Origin of the sequence: Methylobacterium carpenticola, from assembly GCF_042748905.1 — a bacterium.
GTDB lineage: Bacteria > Pseudomonadota > Alphaproteobacteria > Rhizobiales > Beijerinckiaceae > Methylobacterium > Methylobacterium carpenticola.
In genome coordinates, this window is sequence record NZ_JBHZEO010000001.1 from 5,115,745 (window position 1) to 5,129,713 (window position 13,969).

General features: G+C 71.3%; 14 protein-coding genes and 1 pseudogene. 2 read left to right on the forward strand and 13 right to left on the reverse strand.

Annotated elements, in window-relative coordinates; all coding sequences use genetic code 11:
• Positions 1–241: 241 nt before the first annotated feature.
• Positions 242–1,054 carry a quinoprotein dehydrogenase-associated SoxYZ-like carrier gene (locus tag ACE101_RS23795; protein WP_379134930.1) on the forward strand — a complete coding sequence of 271 codons (813 nt, stop codon included), beginning with the start codon at positions 242–244 and terminating at the stop codon, positions 1,052–1,054.
• Here the strand turns inward: ACE101_RS23795 and ACE101_RS23800 are convergent, their stop codons facing one another.
• The 13 genes and pseudogenes from ACE101_RS23800 to ACE101_RS23860 form a co-directional block, all read right to left on the reverse strand.
• Positions 1,055–1,978: a cyclase family protein gene (locus ACE101_RS23800; RefSeq protein ID WP_379134932.1), complete on the reverse strand. Its 924-nt coding sequence runs from the start codon at positions 1,976–1,978 to the stop codon at positions 1,055–1,057.
• 121 nt (positions 1,979–2,099) lie between these two features.
• Positions 2,100–2,465: a hypothetical protein gene (locus tag ACE101_RS23805; protein WP_379134935.1), complete on the reverse strand. Its 366-nt coding sequence runs from the start codon at positions 2,463–2,465 to the stop codon at positions 2,100–2,102.
• Positions 2,446–3,141: a hypothetical protein gene (locus ACE101_RS23810; RefSeq protein WP_379134938.1), complete on the reverse strand. Its 696-nt coding sequence runs from the start codon at positions 3,139–3,141 to the stop codon at positions 2,446–2,448. Before ACE101_RS23810 ends, ACE101_RS23805 begins: the two co-directional genes overlap by 20 nt.
• The gene (gene pqqE / locus ACE101_RS23815; RefSeq protein ID WP_379134940.1) at positions 3,138–4,277 is read right to left on the reverse strand and encodes a pyrroloquinoline quinone biosynthesis protein PqqE; all 1,140 of its coding nucleotides are present in this window, start codon (positions 4,275–4,277) and stop codon (positions 3,138–3,140) included. Before pqqE ends, ACE101_RS23810 begins: the two co-directional genes overlap by 4 nt.
• Positions 4,278–4,288: 11 nt before the next feature.
• Positions 4,289–4,570, reverse strand: a pseudogene (gene pqqD, locus ACE101_RS23820) (pyrroloquinoline quinone biosynthesis peptide chaperone PqqD); the annotation flags it as partial.
• Positions 4,571–4,581: 11 nt separating this feature from the next.
• Positions 4,582–5,388 carry a pyrroloquinoline-quinone synthase PqqC gene (gene pqqC, locus ACE101_RS23825; protein WP_379134943.1) on the reverse strand — a complete coding sequence of 269 codons (807 nt, stop codon included), beginning with the start codon at positions 5,386–5,388 and terminating at the stop codon, positions 4,582–4,584.
• A gap of 245 nt (positions 5,389–5,633) precedes the next feature.
• Positions 5,634–6,533 carry a pyrroloquinoline quinone biosynthesis protein PqqB gene (gene pqqB, locus ACE101_RS23830; RefSeq protein ID WP_379134946.1) on the reverse strand — a complete coding sequence of 300 codons (900 nt, stop codon included), beginning with the start codon at positions 6,531–6,533 and terminating at the stop codon, positions 5,634–5,636.
• A 45-nt stretch (positions 6,534–6,578) separates the two neighbouring features.
• Positions 6,579–6,668: a pyrroloquinoline quinone precursor peptide PqqA gene (gene pqqA, locus ACE101_RS23835; RefSeq protein WP_012335429.1), complete on the reverse strand. Its 90-nt coding sequence runs from the start codon at positions 6,666–6,668 to the stop codon at positions 6,579–6,581.
• A gap of 75 nt (positions 6,669–6,743) precedes the next feature.
• Entirely contained in the window at positions 6,744–6,833 is a 90-nt protein-coding gene (gene pqqA, locus ACE101_RS23840) for a pyrroloquinoline quinone precursor peptide PqqA (protein ID WP_012335429.1), read from the reverse strand.
• Positions 6,834–7,073: 240 nt separating this feature from the next.
• Positions 7,074–7,778 carry a response regulator transcription factor gene (locus tag ACE101_RS23845; RefSeq protein ID WP_379134949.1) on the reverse strand — a complete coding sequence of 235 codons (705 nt, stop codon included), beginning with the start codon at positions 7,776–7,778 and terminating at the stop codon, positions 7,074–7,076.
• 40 nt (positions 7,779–7,818) lie between these two features.
• Complete coding sequence (locus ACE101_RS23850; RefSeq protein WP_379134952.1) at positions 7,819–9,399, reverse strand: sensor histidine kinase; 1,581 nt, start codon at positions 9,397–9,399, stop codon at positions 7,819–7,821.
• A 181-nt stretch (positions 9,400–9,580) separates the two neighbouring features.
• Positions 9,581–11,443: a flagellin N-terminal helical domain-containing protein gene (locus ACE101_RS23855; RefSeq protein WP_379134955.1), complete on the reverse strand. Its 1,863-nt coding sequence runs from the start codon at positions 11,441–11,443 to the stop codon at positions 9,581–9,583.
• Positions 11,444–11,986: 543 nt separating this feature from the next.
• Positions 11,987–12,985, reverse strand: a complete 999-nt coding sequence (locus ACE101_RS23860; RefSeq protein WP_379138888.1) for an NAD-dependent epimerase/dehydratase family protein — start codon at positions 12,983–12,985, stop codon at positions 11,987–11,989.
• Between the two features lie 92 nt (positions 12,986–13,077).
• On the opposite strand from ACE101_RS23860, the gene ACE101_RS23865 reads away from it, so the two are divergent.
• Positions 13,078–13,968, forward strand: a complete 891-nt coding sequence (locus tag ACE101_RS23865) for a LysR family transcriptional regulator (RefSeq protein WP_379134958.1) — start codon at positions 13,078–13,080, stop codon at positions 13,966–13,968.
• Position 13,969: the final 1 nt, after the last annotated feature.

Sequence of the window (13,969 nt, forward strand, 5' to 3'; positions counted from 1 at the left end):
TCTCAAGGCCTTAAGGCCAGCGCGAGCCTCCGCCGCGCCGGCCCATCGCTTCCGGTTCGCGCGCAGAAGGATCACGATCCAGCGTGTCCCCGGCCAAAGCGCCCGGCCGTCAGGGGTTTGACCGCAGGATGGCATGGCGCGCGGCGCTCCCGGCCTCTACATCTGATGGCACAGGCAAGAGGCGGCACAAGAGGCGGCGGACGCCCCGGCCCCGGCGGAGGACACCGATGAGGAGCCCACGATGATCCGATCCCCCAAGAGACCGAGTCTCTGGAGACCGGCCCTCGCCGGCGCGGCGCTGGCGCTCGGGCTCGCCGGTCCCGCCCTCGCCCAGGACGAGGCGCGGCCCGAGACCGCCTGGACAGAGCTGCGCGCCGGCATCACCGGCGACAGGCCGATCCGGGACGGGGCCGGCCTCGTCACCCTGGAGACGCCCAAACGCGCCGAGGATGCGGCCATCGTGCCCGTCGCGATCCGCATCGCCCTGCCGGGAGGCGACGCGCGCGCGGTCAAGAGCCTGACCCTGGTGGTGGACGAGAATCCCTCGCCGGTCGTCGGCACCTTCCGCTTCGCCAAGCCGCAGCACCGCTTCGACCTCTCCACCCGCATCCGGGTGAACTCCTACTCCTACGTCCGCGCCATCGCCGAGACGGAGGACGGCGCCCTCTACATGACCAAGGCCTACGTCAAGGCCGCGGGCGGCTGCTCGGCGCCCGCCGTCAAGGATCCGGCCGAGGCCAAGGCCAATCTCGGCCAGATGCGCTTCCGCAGCTTCGCCGATCGCGGCGAGGCCCAGGTCCAGGTCCGCCACCCGAATTATTCGGGGCTCCAGATGGATCAGGTCACGCGGCTCTACACGCCGGCCTGGTTCGTGGAATCGCTCAGCGTCCGCCAGGGCGAGACGCCGCTGTTCTCGATGACGGGCGGCATCTCGGTGAGCGAGGATCCGACCTTCCGCTTCAGCTTCACGGGGAACGGCGAGCCGGTGACGGTGGTGGCCAAGGACACGGAGGGGCGGACCTTCACGCACAGCTTCCCGGCCTCCGGGAGCTGATCAGGGCGGGGTCGGGCGCATCACGCCGTCCGGCCCGCGCCGGAGCGGGGCGGGCTGCTCGGGCAGGGGCGCGCCCGGTGCCTGCGCGATGCTCACGCCCTCGGGCCAGTCCGGCGGCGCGATCGCCACGTAGCGGGCATAGCCCCCGGTGCCGCCGAGCGGCTTGGCGAAGCCGATCGTGATCAGCGCGCCCGCCTCCGGCACCTTGTCGAGATTCGCCACGCCCTCGGCCTGCGCGAAGTTGTTGTGCATCAGCCACGCCTCGCCTTCGAGGGTCGGCGTGGTGTCGGTGTCGAGCGGCTCGTGGCCGTGGAACAGGATCCGTCGCTCGCGGTGGAGGAATTGCAGCGCGGCGAGGCTCACGCCGGGAAACGGCTTCCGGCGGAAGCGCTCCGTCTCGGCCCAGCGCTTCGACCAGTCCGAACGCACCATCACCACGGCGCCCTCGGGGATGCGCCCGTGCCGCTCCTCCCAGGCCGCCACGTCGGCGACCTGGAGGTGGTAGCCCTCGTCGCCGGCGACCTGCGGGGTGATGTCGATGACGACGAGCGGGCGCAGGGCGTAGGTCGCCGGCAGGTCGCTGATGGTGGCGCCGCGCGGGTTCCAGTGGGCCGGCGGGTCGAGCTGCGTGCCATACTGGTCGGTCGGCAGGTCGTAGGCGGTGGCGACGAAGCCGTGCTTCTCGTAGGTGAACACGTCGCCCAGCGCGACGTAGCCCGGGATGTCCTGCCCGGCCTGCGCGGCCCTGAAGCGGGCATGGGCGAAGCCCGGCCAGACCGGCTGCACCGGCGCGAAGGCGTGGGTGAGGTCGATGTACTTGGCGCGCTTGAGCGTGGATTCGTAGACCCTCCACAGGGAGGTGTCCTCGGCCCGCGCCGGCAGGGCGAGGAGGGCGAGCATCGCAGCGGCCGCGGACCGTCTCATCATCGCGTCTCCCATGCGGTTGCGCAGCGGGAGAGTGACGCGCGGCAGGATCGCTGACAACCGGGGCCGGAGGTGGGTCCTCTCTCCGCCGGGTGGGACGACGAAGAGAGGGCCCCCAGGGTCAGTTCACGCTCGCCCGGTAGCAGCGGATCTCGGCCTCGGCCTGGGCGCGGCGCAGCTCCGCGACCTTGTCGTCGAAGAGCTTGGTGGAGCGGAACTCGTTCGCGCGCTGGCCGATGCCCTGGCGCATCGACAGGATGGTCGAGGCCTGGACGTACCGCTCGTAAGGCAGCACCGCCGCGATCGCGTCGATCGAGCAGGAGCATTTCTGGAGCGCGTCGCGGGTCTGGCCGTTCGCCGCCATGCAGCCGAAGACGTAGTCGGCCCGCGCGTCGGTCGGGTAGTCGTTGTCGTCGGCGGCGGCGGCGAGCGCCCCCGCCAGGAGGGCGCCAGCGGCGAGCGCCCCCTTAACCCAGGCTCGGTTCATACGTGAGTGTCTCCTGCAGGAGCTTGCCGCCGTCCGGGGTGGTCGCGTCGATGGCGATCGAGACGATCTGGCCCGGCACGGCGGGCGAGACCACGAAGGTGTAGGTGAGGCTGTCGAAGCCGCGCAGCTTGTCCTTGACCGGGTCGTTCACGAAGGGCCGCAGCACCACCCGCCAGCCCGGGCGGGTCCCGCCCTCCACGGCAACCTCGGTCGGGGTGACGGTGCCGCCCTCGCGCATCGCCTTGCGGATCGCGTTCTTCAGGTAGCGCGGGTTGCCCTTGAGCGCCTTGGCGACGTCGAGGACGTGGTATTCGAGGAACTGCGCCAGCAGCGGATTGCCCGCCATGTTCTCGTAATGCGCGGTCGGCTGGCGGCGCTCGCCCGTGAAGGCCTCCACCGTCAGGTCGCGGGTGTCGGGCTCCTTGCCCGGGGCCACCATCTCGCGGATATGGTCCTCCACCGGCGGGCCGAAGGGCCCGTCCGCGATGCCGCTGAAGCGGGTGTAGCGGTAGGTCAGGGTGCGGCCCGGCGGCGTCGCGGCGAAGTGCTTGCCCTCGAACAGGAGGTCGATGGCGTCCGGCGTCCCGGCCTGGGTCGCAGGGGCCGGCTGCGTCTGGGCGAGCACCGGACCGGCCGCGAGCGCTCCGAGCACGGCCAGCAGAACGGCGGATCTCACGCGGATACTCCCTCGGGTTGGGGCACGGCCGGCGCGCCGCCGATCGTGCGGTACTGGTAATCGGGCGCGGTCTCCAGGGCCGATTCGGCGATGGCGAGCGCCTGGACCTTGCCGTGGAGCGGCGACAGCGAGCAGGCCGGGTCGGTGGCGGCGGCGTCGCCCGCGAGCGCCAGCGCCTGGCAGCGGCAGCCGCCCCAATCCTTCTCGCGCCGGTCGCAGGAGCGGCAGGGCTCCTTCATCCAGCTCGTGCCCCGATAGGCCTGGAAAGCCGGGGATTGCGCCCAGATCTCCCCGAGGGCGTGGTCGCGCACGTTCCAGAATTCGAGGCCCGGGATCGTCTCGGCGGCGTGGCAGGGCAGCACCTTGCCGGCGGGCGTGACGTTCATCAGGCGCCGGCCCCAGCCGCCCGCGCAGGCCTTCGGGTACTTGGCGTAGTAGTCCGGCACCACGAGGTCGATGACGAGCTGGCCCTTGAGGCGCTCGCGGGCCTCCTCGACCACGCGGATCGACCAGTCGACGTCGGGCTTGGCCGGCATCAGGGCGGCGCGGTTGACGTAGGCCCAGCCGTAATACTGGGTGTGGGCGACCTCCAGCCGCTTGGCGCCGAGCTTCACCGCGAGGTCGATGATGGTCGGCACCTCGGCGATGTTGCCGCGGTGGATCACCGCGTTGAGGGTGAGCGGCAGGCCGAGCGCCACCACCCGCTCCGCGAAGGCGAACTTCTGGGGCTGCGCGTTCCGGAGGCCGCCGATCTTCTCGGCATTGGCCGCCTCGGCCGCCTGGATCGAGAGCTGCACGTGGTCGAGCCCGGCCTCGGAGAGGGCGTCGAGTTTGCCCAGCGCCCCCGCCACCCCGGAGGTGATCAGGTTCGAATAGAGGCCGAGATCGGCGCAGGCCTTGGTGATCTCGACGATGTCCTGCCGGGCGGTGGGCTCGCCGCCCGACAGGTGGACGTGCAGAACGCCGAGAGCCGCCGCCTCCGCCAGCACCCGCTGCCACGTCGCCGTGTCGAGTTCGCCCGAGCGCTTGTCGAGTTCGAGCGGGTTCGAGCAGTAGGGGCAGCGCAGCGGGCAGCGATGGGTGAGCTCCGCGAGGAGCCCGATCGGGGCCGGCAGGGTGGGGGTGACGGCGTTCATGGGACCTGTCCTCAGGCCGGCGGCGCGGCCGGCAGCGTCTCCAGCACGCGCTTCTCCGCGAGGCCATTCAGCATGGTGATGACGTCGGGCTCGATCACGCTCGCCGGCGCGTCGTACTGCGCCGCCAGCGCCTCGGCGATCGCCCGGATGCTGCGCGCCCCGTCGACCAGCGACAGGACCGCCACGGCGTTCTGGTCGAGGTCGAAGGTGCGCTCGGGCGCGAGCAGCACATGGGCGCCGCGCACGCCGTCGAAGCGCATCCGCACGCCGCGCGGCAGGCGCGGCACGTCGGTGGAGGTCAGGCTCACGCGCGCGCCTCCACCAACCCCTCGCCGGGCTGCCACGCATCCGGCGGCACCATGCCGGGGCTCACATAGGCGAAGTAGAGGGCGTCGAGCTGCGTCCAGAGCACCGTGCACTTGAAGATCAAGGCGTCCATGGCCTGCCGCTGCAGCGCCGGAGTGGTGGCGTGCTGCTTGACGTAGTCGAGGGCGAAATCGGCGTCGCGCGGCGCCTGGGTGAGGCGCTTGTCGAAATAGGCGAGCGTGTCCTTGGTGATGAAGTCGTAGTTCTTCAGCATGCCGGCGACGCGCTCGGAGATGATCGTCGGCGAGAACATCTCGGTGAGCGAGGACGCGATCGCTTCGAGCAGCGAGCGCTCGGCCACGAAATGCACATAGGCCTCGACCGAGAAGCGGGTGGCCGAGAGGATGCCCCGGGTCGAGAGCACGTAGGCGCGGTCGAAGCCGACGCCCTCGGCGAGCTTCAGCCAGCGCTCGATGCCGCCATCGCCCTCGTGGTCGCCGTCGTGGTCGACGATGCGCTGACGCCAGATCCGGCGGAGATTGGCGTCGGGCATGCGGGCGAGCACGGCCGCGTCCTTCACCGGGATCATCGCTTGGTAATAGTAGCGGTTGAGGGCCCAGGCGCGGACCTGATCCTTGCTCAGCTTGCCGTCGTGCAGCAGCCGGTGGAAGGGGTGCAGGTTGTGGTAGCGGCGGGCGCCGATGTCGCGGAGCGCCGCTTCGAGCTCCGCGGGGCTCAGCAGGCGCGCGTCGCCCGCCGCCGGAGCGCCGGCCGCGGGGAGGGACAGGGACAGGGCTGCGGTCATGGCGTGATCGGTTGCCTTCGTGATGGTGTTCATCGGAGCGCTGACGGCCCCGTTCCTCCCGGAGCCGAGGTGGCGGCTGCGGCCGCTGGGGTCAAGGGTCAAGCCCTTCACGTTCCTGGCAATCCGGATCCGCCTCATGGTCGGAGGATGGTCGATCCCCGCTCCGGACCGCCGCTCCTCGCAGCCCGCGCCGGGCGCCGGCCCTGCGCTGGATCAAGCGTTGCACCGCACCGGCAACGGCTGGATCACAGCGCGATCGTCAGCCCGTCATGGGCGACGGTCCAGCCCTCGGCCTCGACGGCCCGGCGGGCGTCCGAACCCTCGACCAGCACCGGGTTGGTGTTGTTGATGTGCACGAAGATGCGCCGGCCGATCGGCACGGCGGCGAGCGCCGCGATGGAGCCGCCATCCCCGGTCATCGGCACGTGGCCCATGCGCCAGCCGGTCTTGGTGCCGACGCCGGCGCGGATCATGTCGTCGTCGGCGAGCACCGTGCCGTCGAACAGGAGCAGGTCGGCGCCCGCCAGCCGGCACTTGAGATCGTCGGTGACGCGCGCGCAGCCCGGCACGTAGGCGAGGCGCTTGCCCCCCGCCTCGATCATCGCGCCGACCGTGGTCTCGGTCTCGGCGCCGATCTCGGGCGTGCCGTCCTCCAGCCAGAGCGGCACCTTGCCGGGCACCGCGAAGAGCGTGACGGACAGGCCCGGCACCGGCTCGAAGGTCTCGTTCAGCGCCACCTCGCGGCGCGCCACGTGCTCCGCCGCCAGCACGTCGAAGACGCGGTTGGCGGAGACCGAATCGAGGATGTTGCGGGTGGCGTGCAGCCGGAAGGGCTGGCCCTCGCGCAAGGTGAGCAGCCCCGCCACGTGATCGACGTCGCCGTTCGTCAGCAGCACCGCCGCGATGGGCGAGTGGCGCAGGCCGTGGCGCGGATGCAGGGCGGGGGTGGCGAAGAGCTGCTGCCGGATGTCCGGCGAGGCGTTCACCAGGAGCCAGGTGTCGCCATCGGGGGAGACGGCGAGGCTCGACTGGGTGCGGGGCAGGACCCTGCGGTCCCCCGCCCAGGCCATGGCGCAGATCGGGCAGCGGCAGTTCCACTGCGGAACCCCGCCCCCCGCCGCGGAGCCGAGGATGATCGCCTGCATGGTGTCCCTCGTCGGCGCGACGTCATCCTGACGGCCGGAGACCCCTCAGTTGAAGGGATCGATCTCGGCCGACTCGTAGCTGGTGACTTCCATGCCGACGCAGACCTCGGCGACCACCGGAAGAGCCCACTTCATGATGTTTCCCCTCTCGCTGACAGGTGGATCAGAACCCCCGGCGGCGAAACCGCCGGAGGCGTGGAACCGACGCCCTTAGTTGAAGGGATCGATCTCGGCCGACTCGTAGCTGGTGACTTCCATGCCGACGCAGACTTCGGCGACCACAGGCAGAGCCCACTTCATGACGCTTCTCCTTGGACTTCCAGGATCCTCATAAGAGGTTCCTAAGATGTTGAGATGACAGTGTTTTCTGTCACCCGGGATATATCGGCAATCGTGATCGGAAGCGCAAGAGGTATTTTTCCTGTCGCCGATCCCCAAGCGGGGCCGATCCTCTCAGACCGGTCTTATTGTGCCGGTCCCGCACGGGCTTAGGCACGATGGATCGTGCCCCAAAAAATCTCGTGAATGGCAAACCCGGGATTACTGCCGGAAGCTCGGCTCGTGCAGGTCGAGCATGAAGCCGCGCCCGCGCACGGTCACGATGCTGGGGCCGCCGAGCCGGGCGATGTCGCCGAGCTTCGTGCGCAGGTAGCCCACATAGACGTCGACCACGTTGAGCGAGAGGCCGCCCTGGTTGGCCCAGAGCCGGTCGAAGATGTCGCCGCGGGTCACGGGCCGGCCGGCCTGATCCATCAGCACGCAGAGCAGTTCCGCCTCGCGCTGGGTGAGGCGGGCGGTGGTCTCCCCGCAGCGCACCTGCCGGGTGGCGAGATCGAGGGAGAGGCGGCCGGCACTCACCAGGGTGCGCGGCTCACCCGCCGCGCGCCGCCGCTGCAGGTGGGTGCGCAGGCGCGCCAGCAATTCATCGAAGGCGAAGGGCTTGACGATGTAGTCGTCCGCTCCGACCGCGAGGCCGTCGACCCGGTCGCTGACCTCGTCCTTGGCGCTGAGGAACAGGATGGCGCCCGGATAGCCGCCCTCGCGCAGGGAGCGGCAGACCTCGTGGCCGGAACCGTCCGGCAGCATGATGTCGAGGAGCACCGCCTCCGGCACCCGGTCGCGGGCGGCGGCCAGCGCCTCGTCGACGCTGCCCGCGAGGTTGACGGAGAAGCCTTCGGCGCTCAGGCCGCGGGCCAGCATGCCGCGGATGTCGCCATCGTCCTCGACGACGAGGACGCTCGTCATCGGGCCATGCTCCGGATCTCGGCCGGATCGTCGGGCGCACTCACGCCGCGTCCTCCCTGGCTTCGGCGGGCAGCTCAAGGGTGACCCGGGCGCCGCGCTCCTCTGAACCGCCCGAACTCAGGCGGATCGTGCCATCATGGCGCTCGACGACCCAGCGCGCCAGTGCCAATCCGATGCCGAAGCCCTGCGCGGGCGAGGAATTGCCGCCGCGGCGGAAGCGTTCGAACAGGGTTTCGGCCTCCTCGGGAAAACCCGCCCCGTCATCCGCCACGGTCACCTCGGCACCGTCGCGGCGGGCGCTCAGGACCACCCGGACACTCGTCGCCCCGGCCGCGTGGCGCAGCGCGTTGTCGATCAGCCCCTCGACGATCTGGCGCAGCCATTCGGGATCGGCCTGGATCTCGACGTCGGTCTCGCTCGGCTCGAAACTCAGGGCGATGCGGCGGCGCTTGGCCTCCGAGGCGCAGTTCTCCACCGCCTCGGACAGGACGCCCGCGAGGCTGACCGGGCGCCGCTCCAGCTCGATCTGCCCGGATTCCGAGCGGGCGATGCGCAGCATGTCCCCGACCCGGCGGTGCAGGCGCAGCGCCCGCTTGCGGATGGTGGCGATGACCGGCCGGAAGGAATCCGGCGTCTCGGGGGAGCGCGCGGCGAGATCGCACTCGCCGAGGATCACGGTGAGCGGCGTGCGCAGCTCGTGGCTGACATCGGCGAAGAAGCGCCGCCGCGAGCGGTCGATCTCCTCCAGCCGGCTGTTGGCGGCGCGCAGCTCCGCGGTGGCCTGGGCCACGGTCTCCTCCAGGGCGGCGCGGGCGGCGGCGATGCGCTCCTCGCGGCGCTTGAGGCGGGCGGCCATGCGGTTGAAGCCCGCGACGAGGAGGCCGAGTTCGTCGTGGGCGGCAACGGGCAGCCGGGTGTCGAGTTCGCCCCGGCCGATGGCGGCGGCCCCCGCGCGGATGTCCTCGATGCGCCGCAGGAGGGGCCGGGTGAGGATGCGCTGGACGAGCACCAGCACCACCACCGCGAGGACGGCCACCGCGAGGGCGACGATCCGCAGGCGCCCGGCCAGCGCCCGGGCCTGGGCGGAGGCGACCTCCACCCCCCGCCGCTCGGCCTCGACCAGGAAGGTGAGGGGCTGGCCCGTCACCGCCCCGAAGGCGTTGAGGGCGCCGCGGATCGCGTCCGAGCGCTTGGCCGCCTCCGGCTCGCGCTGGATCTGCGCCACCTGCCGGTCGAGCATGACCCGGGCGGCGCGCAGGCGGGCCAGGGGCCGCGAGCGGGCGGCGTATTGCGTGCGGTCGATGATCGCGTCGCTCTGCGCGACGGCGCGGTTGAGGCCCTCGTCGACGGCATTGAGCGCCCGGTCGACCTCGTCGCGGGCATTGGCAAGGCGCTCGGGCCGGCTCGGATTCTCGCCCACCGCCTCGACGGCGGCGAGGCCGAACTCGGTCAGGCGCCCGGACAATTCGGCGATCAGCTCCAGGCGGACCTGCGCTTCGAGGGTGCTGTCGAGGGTGCGCTCGGCGGCGGTGAGCGCCCAGTAGAGGCCGCCGGCCGCCAGGACGACCAGAGCCGCCGCGCTCCCGATCAGGAGCCCGAACCGTACCCGCAACGACCCCATCGGCGCTCCTCCGTGGCGGCGCCCCGCCGCCCGCCCGATTTTGCGGCGCCCCGCCGCTGGCCCCATTCTGCCACAGGGCCGCGGGCCCATGGTGCGCGACGCGGCCGGCCTCCGGACGGGGCCCGAACGCGAACGGCCGGGGCGAGGCCCCGGCCGCATGGGTCGTCCGTGGTGACGTGGATCAGCGCAGGAGCTGGAGCACGCCCTGCTGGGCTTGGTTGGCCAGCGACAGCGCCGAGATGCCGAGCGAGTTGCGGGTCGAGAGGGCCTGCGAGTTCGCCGCCTCCTCGTTCATGTCCGCGTTGGTCAGGTTCGCCGCGCCGGTGTCGAGCACGTTGATGATCTGCTTGGTGAAGTCCTGCCGGTTCTGCACCACCGCGAGGTTGGCGCCGAGCGACGAGGCGAGGTTCTTCAGGTTGCTGACCGCCGAGTTGATCGTCGTCAGCACCTTGTTGATCGCGTTCGTCTCGAGGAAGTCGTTCTGGCCGATGGTCGACAGGCCGAGGCTGGCGGCCGAGACGTCGTTGCCCGAGACCGAGAGCGAGGAAGTGCTCTTCTCGTTGAAGTTGATCCGCAGCGTGTCGCCCGCGAGCAGGTTGACGCCGTTATAGCCCGAATCGGCGGCGAGCTGGTCGATCTGCGTCAGCAGGTTGTTGTAGGTGGTGACGAGCCCGTTGCGCGAGGTCAGGCCGTCGCCGCCGATCGTGGCATTGGCGGTGGCGGTGTTGAACGGGTTGGTGGCGCCGACCGTGAGCAGGGTGAGGCTCTCGGCGCCGGCCTCGTTGGTGGTGGTGACCTTGATCTGGCCCGTCGTGGCGTCGAGGGAGGCCTGGGCGTTGGCCGGGGCCAGCGCCGCGTTGAGCTGGGTCAGGGTCGCGATCTGGCCGAGCGCCGTGCCGAAGGTCAGCGACACCGCCGTGCCGCCGCCCACTTGGACGGTGATGGTCTGCCCGTCGAGCCGGCTCGCGTTATAGGTCGTTCCCGTGATCGCGCCGCGGCCCGCCTCGAAGAACTGCGTGTCGAAGCCGAGATTCTTCACCTTGGAGGTGGGGGTGCCGCCGTCGCCGACGGCGATCGTCGTCGAGGGATCCGCCGCCGTGAAGGTGAACTTGCGGGTGTTGGCGTCGTAGGCGGCGGTCACCGCACCACCGGTCGCAACTCCCACCTTCTGGGCGAGCGAGATCATGGTGTCGTTGCGGGCGACCGTGATCGTCTTGCCGTTGACGGTGAAGTTGTCGCCGACGTGGAAGCCGAGGCCGGTGGCGAGCGAGGTCGAGGTCGGCACGAGCACGCCGGCCACTTCGTTGGGCGAGGCGCCGAACAGGTTCGTGGTGCCGGTATCGGTGCCGATGGTGAAGGCGCCGCCATCGGCCGTGCCCTTGGCCACGATGTTGGCCCCGCTCGCCTCCACCGTCACCGCCGAGCCGTTGGATTTCAGCTGCGTGTTGATGGATTTGACCAGGACGTCCTGGCTGACGTCGTCGACGCCCTTGTTGAGGGTGATCTTGACGTCGTCGATGGTCAGCGTGGCGGTGTTGCCGGAGGCGAACAGCGCGGCGTCGATGTTGGTGGTGTCGCTGAGGTCGACCGTGCCGGTGGTGGTCTGCTGGGTCACGCCCGTCGAGGCGCCGATGGCGCGGTCGGCGGAGGCGGCCGTCGGGCCGACCGAGAGCAGGTTCGAGGCGGTGGCGCCGGTCAGCGCGGTCGAGGCGACGCTGGCCTTGGCCGTGAAGGCGTTGGAGGCGGCGAGGGCCTGCTGGGCCACCGATTTCAGCTGGTCGGTGAGGCTGCGCAGCTTGGTGATGCCCGTATTGGCCGCCTGGATGATCTGGATGCCGTTCGACACGCCATCGAGCAGCGCGCTCAACCCCGCGGAGCGCGACGACAGCCCGTCGGCCGTGAAGTAGTTGGTCGGGTTGTCGAGGGCCGAGTTGACCTTCTTGCCCGTCGCGAGGCGTTCCTGCGTGGTGGCGAGGAGGTTGGCGGTGTCCTGCAGCGACAGCAGGTTCTGACGCGTCGCAGCCGAGAGGGTGATGGACGACATCTGAGCAGAGCCTATTCATGTCGGCGCCCTCTCCGCTCCGAGAGCGCGCGCACGTGTCGCTTTCCACGAAATTACGGCGGCATGGTTTAAAATCAGTTAAGGCGTCGAGTACCCGCCGGACTGCTCGCGCGAGGGCAGCAGAAGGGCTGAAGAGCAGGCCCGAACTGCCAGCTTGCGGGCACCTTCAGCGAACAATTCGAGCCCCGGCACCCGACCAATTCTCGGCAGACCCGCAGTAGGATTGAGTGCGTGCAGTGGCAGGACACGCAACAAATCGCACCCCGCCGGACAGTTCCGGAGGCGGGCCCGTGGGTTACGGGGGGCACCGCGGCAGATGCAGATCCCCCGGAGCACTCAACAGATCGGCCCTGAATTACGCCGGCCATCGGTCGCTTGATTCGCCGCGCCACGGCTGATTCGGGCGACATGCCTATCCGCATCGCTGTCAACACGGATTCGAAGCGTCATCGCCAAGCAGAGGGGCGGCAGCGCCACGACCCGGAACCGGGCCTCCGCTGGTCGACGAGCCCGCTTGAATCCGCATCAACTCACCCCGGCCAGGGACGATGCAGCCGGCGCTCCCGCGGGCAGGCAGCCGAGATCCGCCAGGGTCGCCGCCACCGCGGCGTCGAGGGGCGTGTGCGGTTCGGCCCCGAGCAGGGCGACGAGCCGCCGGTTGTCGAGGTGCAGCGGCTCGCGCCAGAGATAGAGCATCTCCCGGGCCTCGCGCAGGAAGGGCACCATGGGCTCCGCGAGCCGCGCCAGCCCCCAGGGCACGCGGCGCACGGGGAGATCCGGACGGCCGACCGCCCGGGCGATCGCCGCCGCGATCCGGGTGCCGTCCGCGTCCCAGTGCCCGCCGCAATGAAAGCGGGCGAAGGCCGGCAACTCCGCCTCCCGCTCCGCCACGCGCACCATCGTCTCGGCGAGGTCGGGCAGGTAGGCCCATTGATGGCCGATCCCGCGCGGGCCCGGATACCACAGGCGCCGGACCGGCCGCCCCCGGCGGGCGAAGAGCGAGAACCACGTGTTGCCGGTGGCCCCGGGGCCGAAGAAGTCGCCGGCCCGGACGATCAGGCTGCGCACGCCCGCCTGCGCGGCCTCCTCCAGGCGCCGCTCCATCACGACCCGGATCGCGCCCTTGCGGGTGAGGGGGTTCTGCGGCGCGTCCTCGTCCGGGTTCGGGCCCGCATCGGGTCCGAAATTGTAGACGTTGCCGGGCAGCAGGATGCGCGCCTCCGCGGCCCGCGCCGCCGCGAGACTCGCCCCCAGCATCGGCAGCACCAGCCGGTCCCAGTCGCGGTATCCGGGCGGGTTGACCGCGTGGACGATCAGCCCCACCCCGCGGGCGGCCTGCGTCACCGCGGCCTCGTCCCGGGCGTCGCCCCGCATCCAGGCGAGGCCGTCGCCCTCGCGGCGAACCGCGGCGGGATCGCGGTGCAGCGCCCGCACCGTCCAGCCCTCCGCTTGCAGGCGGCGCGCCACCGCGCCGCCGATGCCGCCCGTCGCGCCGAGCACCAAAGCCGTCCTCGTCCCGCCCATCATCCGCTCCCGTTCCATCGATAGGGGGAGGGTCTCACCCAAGCGCCCATCCGTGAATTGCGGATCGCCGGCGAGCCGCTATACGAAAATGCATGACCCTGCCGAGCTGGGACCATTGCCGCGCCGCCCTCGCCGTCCTGGAGGAGGGCTCGCTCTCGGGCGCGGCGCGGGCGCTCGGGCTGACGCAGCCGACCCTCGGCCGCCAGATCGCGGCCCTGGAGGCGGCGCTCGGCGTCGTGCTGTTCACCCGTTCGCAGGCCGGGCTGGTGCCGACCGAGGCGGGCTCGGCCCTGCGTCCCTACGCGGAGGCGCTGCGGGCGACCGCCGCGGCCCTGGAGCGGGCGGCGACGGCGGCGGAGGAGGCGGTCGCCGGGACGGTGCGGATCACCGCCTCGGAGATGGTGGGCGCGGCGGTGCTGCCGCCGATCCTGGCCCGGCTCCATGCCGCGCATCCCGGGCTCGCCCTCGAAGTCGTGCTCTCGGACCGGGTGCAGGATCTGCTGCGCCGCGACGCCGACATCGCCGTGCGGATGACCGAGCCGGCCCAGGGCGCGCTCCTGGCCCGGCGGGTCGGCGCGGTGCGGCTCGGCTTCCACGCCCATCGTTCCTACCTGGCGCGGCGCGGCACGCCCGCCACGCCCGCCGACCTCGCCCGCCACAGCCTGATCGGCTTCGACGCCGAGACCCCGTTCATCCGCAGCATGCGGATCCCGGACGCCGCGTTCGACCGCGACCGTTTCGCGTGGCGCAGCGACAGCACCCTCGCGCAGGCCGCGGCGGTCCGGGCCGGCTTCGGCATCGGCGTCTGCCAAACGGCCCTCGCCGCCGCGGAGCCGGATCTCGTGCCGGTCCTGCCGGAAATCCGCTGGGACCTGCCGACCTGGATCGTCATGCACGAGGATCTGCGCCGCCTGCGGCGCTACCGGGCGACCTTCGATGCCCTGACGGAGGGCTTGGCGGCGCATTGCGCCGCCGCCTCGTGAG

Bases quoted from the DNA above. Each gene is read 5' to 3' on its own strand.
- ACE101_RS23795 (WP_379134930.1), top strand. From the start codon at position 242: ATGATCCGATCCCCCAAGAGACCGAGTCTCTGGAGACCGGCCCTCGCC.
- ACE101_RS23800 (WP_379134932.1), bottom strand. From the start codon at position 1,978: ATGAGACGGTCCGCGGCCGCTGCGATGCTCGCCCTCCTCGCCCTGCCG.
- ACE101_RS23805 (WP_379134935.1), bottom strand. From the start codon at position 2,465: ATGAACCGAGCCTGGGTTAAGGGGGCGCTCGCCGCTGGCGCCCTCCTG.
- pqqE (WP_379134940.1), bottom strand. From the start codon at position 4,277: ATGAACGCCGTCACCCCCACCCTGCCGGCCCCGATCGGGCTCCTCGCG.
- pqqC (WP_379134943.1), bottom strand. From the start codon at position 5,388: ATGACCGCAGCCCTGTCCCTGTCCCTCCCCGCGGCCGGCGCTCCGGCG.
- pqqB (WP_379134946.1), bottom strand. From the start codon at position 6,533: ATGCAGGCGATCATCCTCGGCTCCGCGGCGGGGGGCGGGGTTCCGCAG.
- pqqA (WP_012335429.1), bottom strand. From the start codon at position 6,668: ATGAAGTGGGCTCTTCCGGTGGTCGCCGAGGTCTGCGTCGGCATGGAA.
- pqqA (WP_012335429.1), bottom strand. From the start codon at position 6,833: ATGAAGTGGGCTCTGCCTGTGGTCGCCGAAGTCTGCGTCGGCATGGAA.
- ACE101_RS23845 (WP_379134949.1), bottom strand. From the start codon at position 7,778: ATGACGAGCGTCCTCGTCGTCGAGGACGATGGCGACATCCGCGGCATG.
- ACE101_RS23850 (WP_379134952.1), bottom strand. From the start codon at position 9,399: ATGGGGTCGTTGCGGGTACGGTTCGGGCTCCTGATCGGGAGCGCGGCG.
- ACE101_RS23855 (WP_379134955.1), bottom strand. From the start codon at position 11,443: ATGTCGTCCATCACCCTCTCGGCTGCGACGCGTCAGAACCTGCTGTCG.
- ACE101_RS23860 (WP_379138888.1), bottom strand. From the start codon at position 12,985: ATGGGCGGGACGAGGACGGCTTTGGTGCTCGGCGCGACGGGCGGCATC.
- ACE101_RS23865 (WP_379134958.1), top strand. From the start codon at position 13,078: ATGACCCTGCCGAGCTGGGACCATTGCCGCGCCGCCCTCGCCGTCCTG.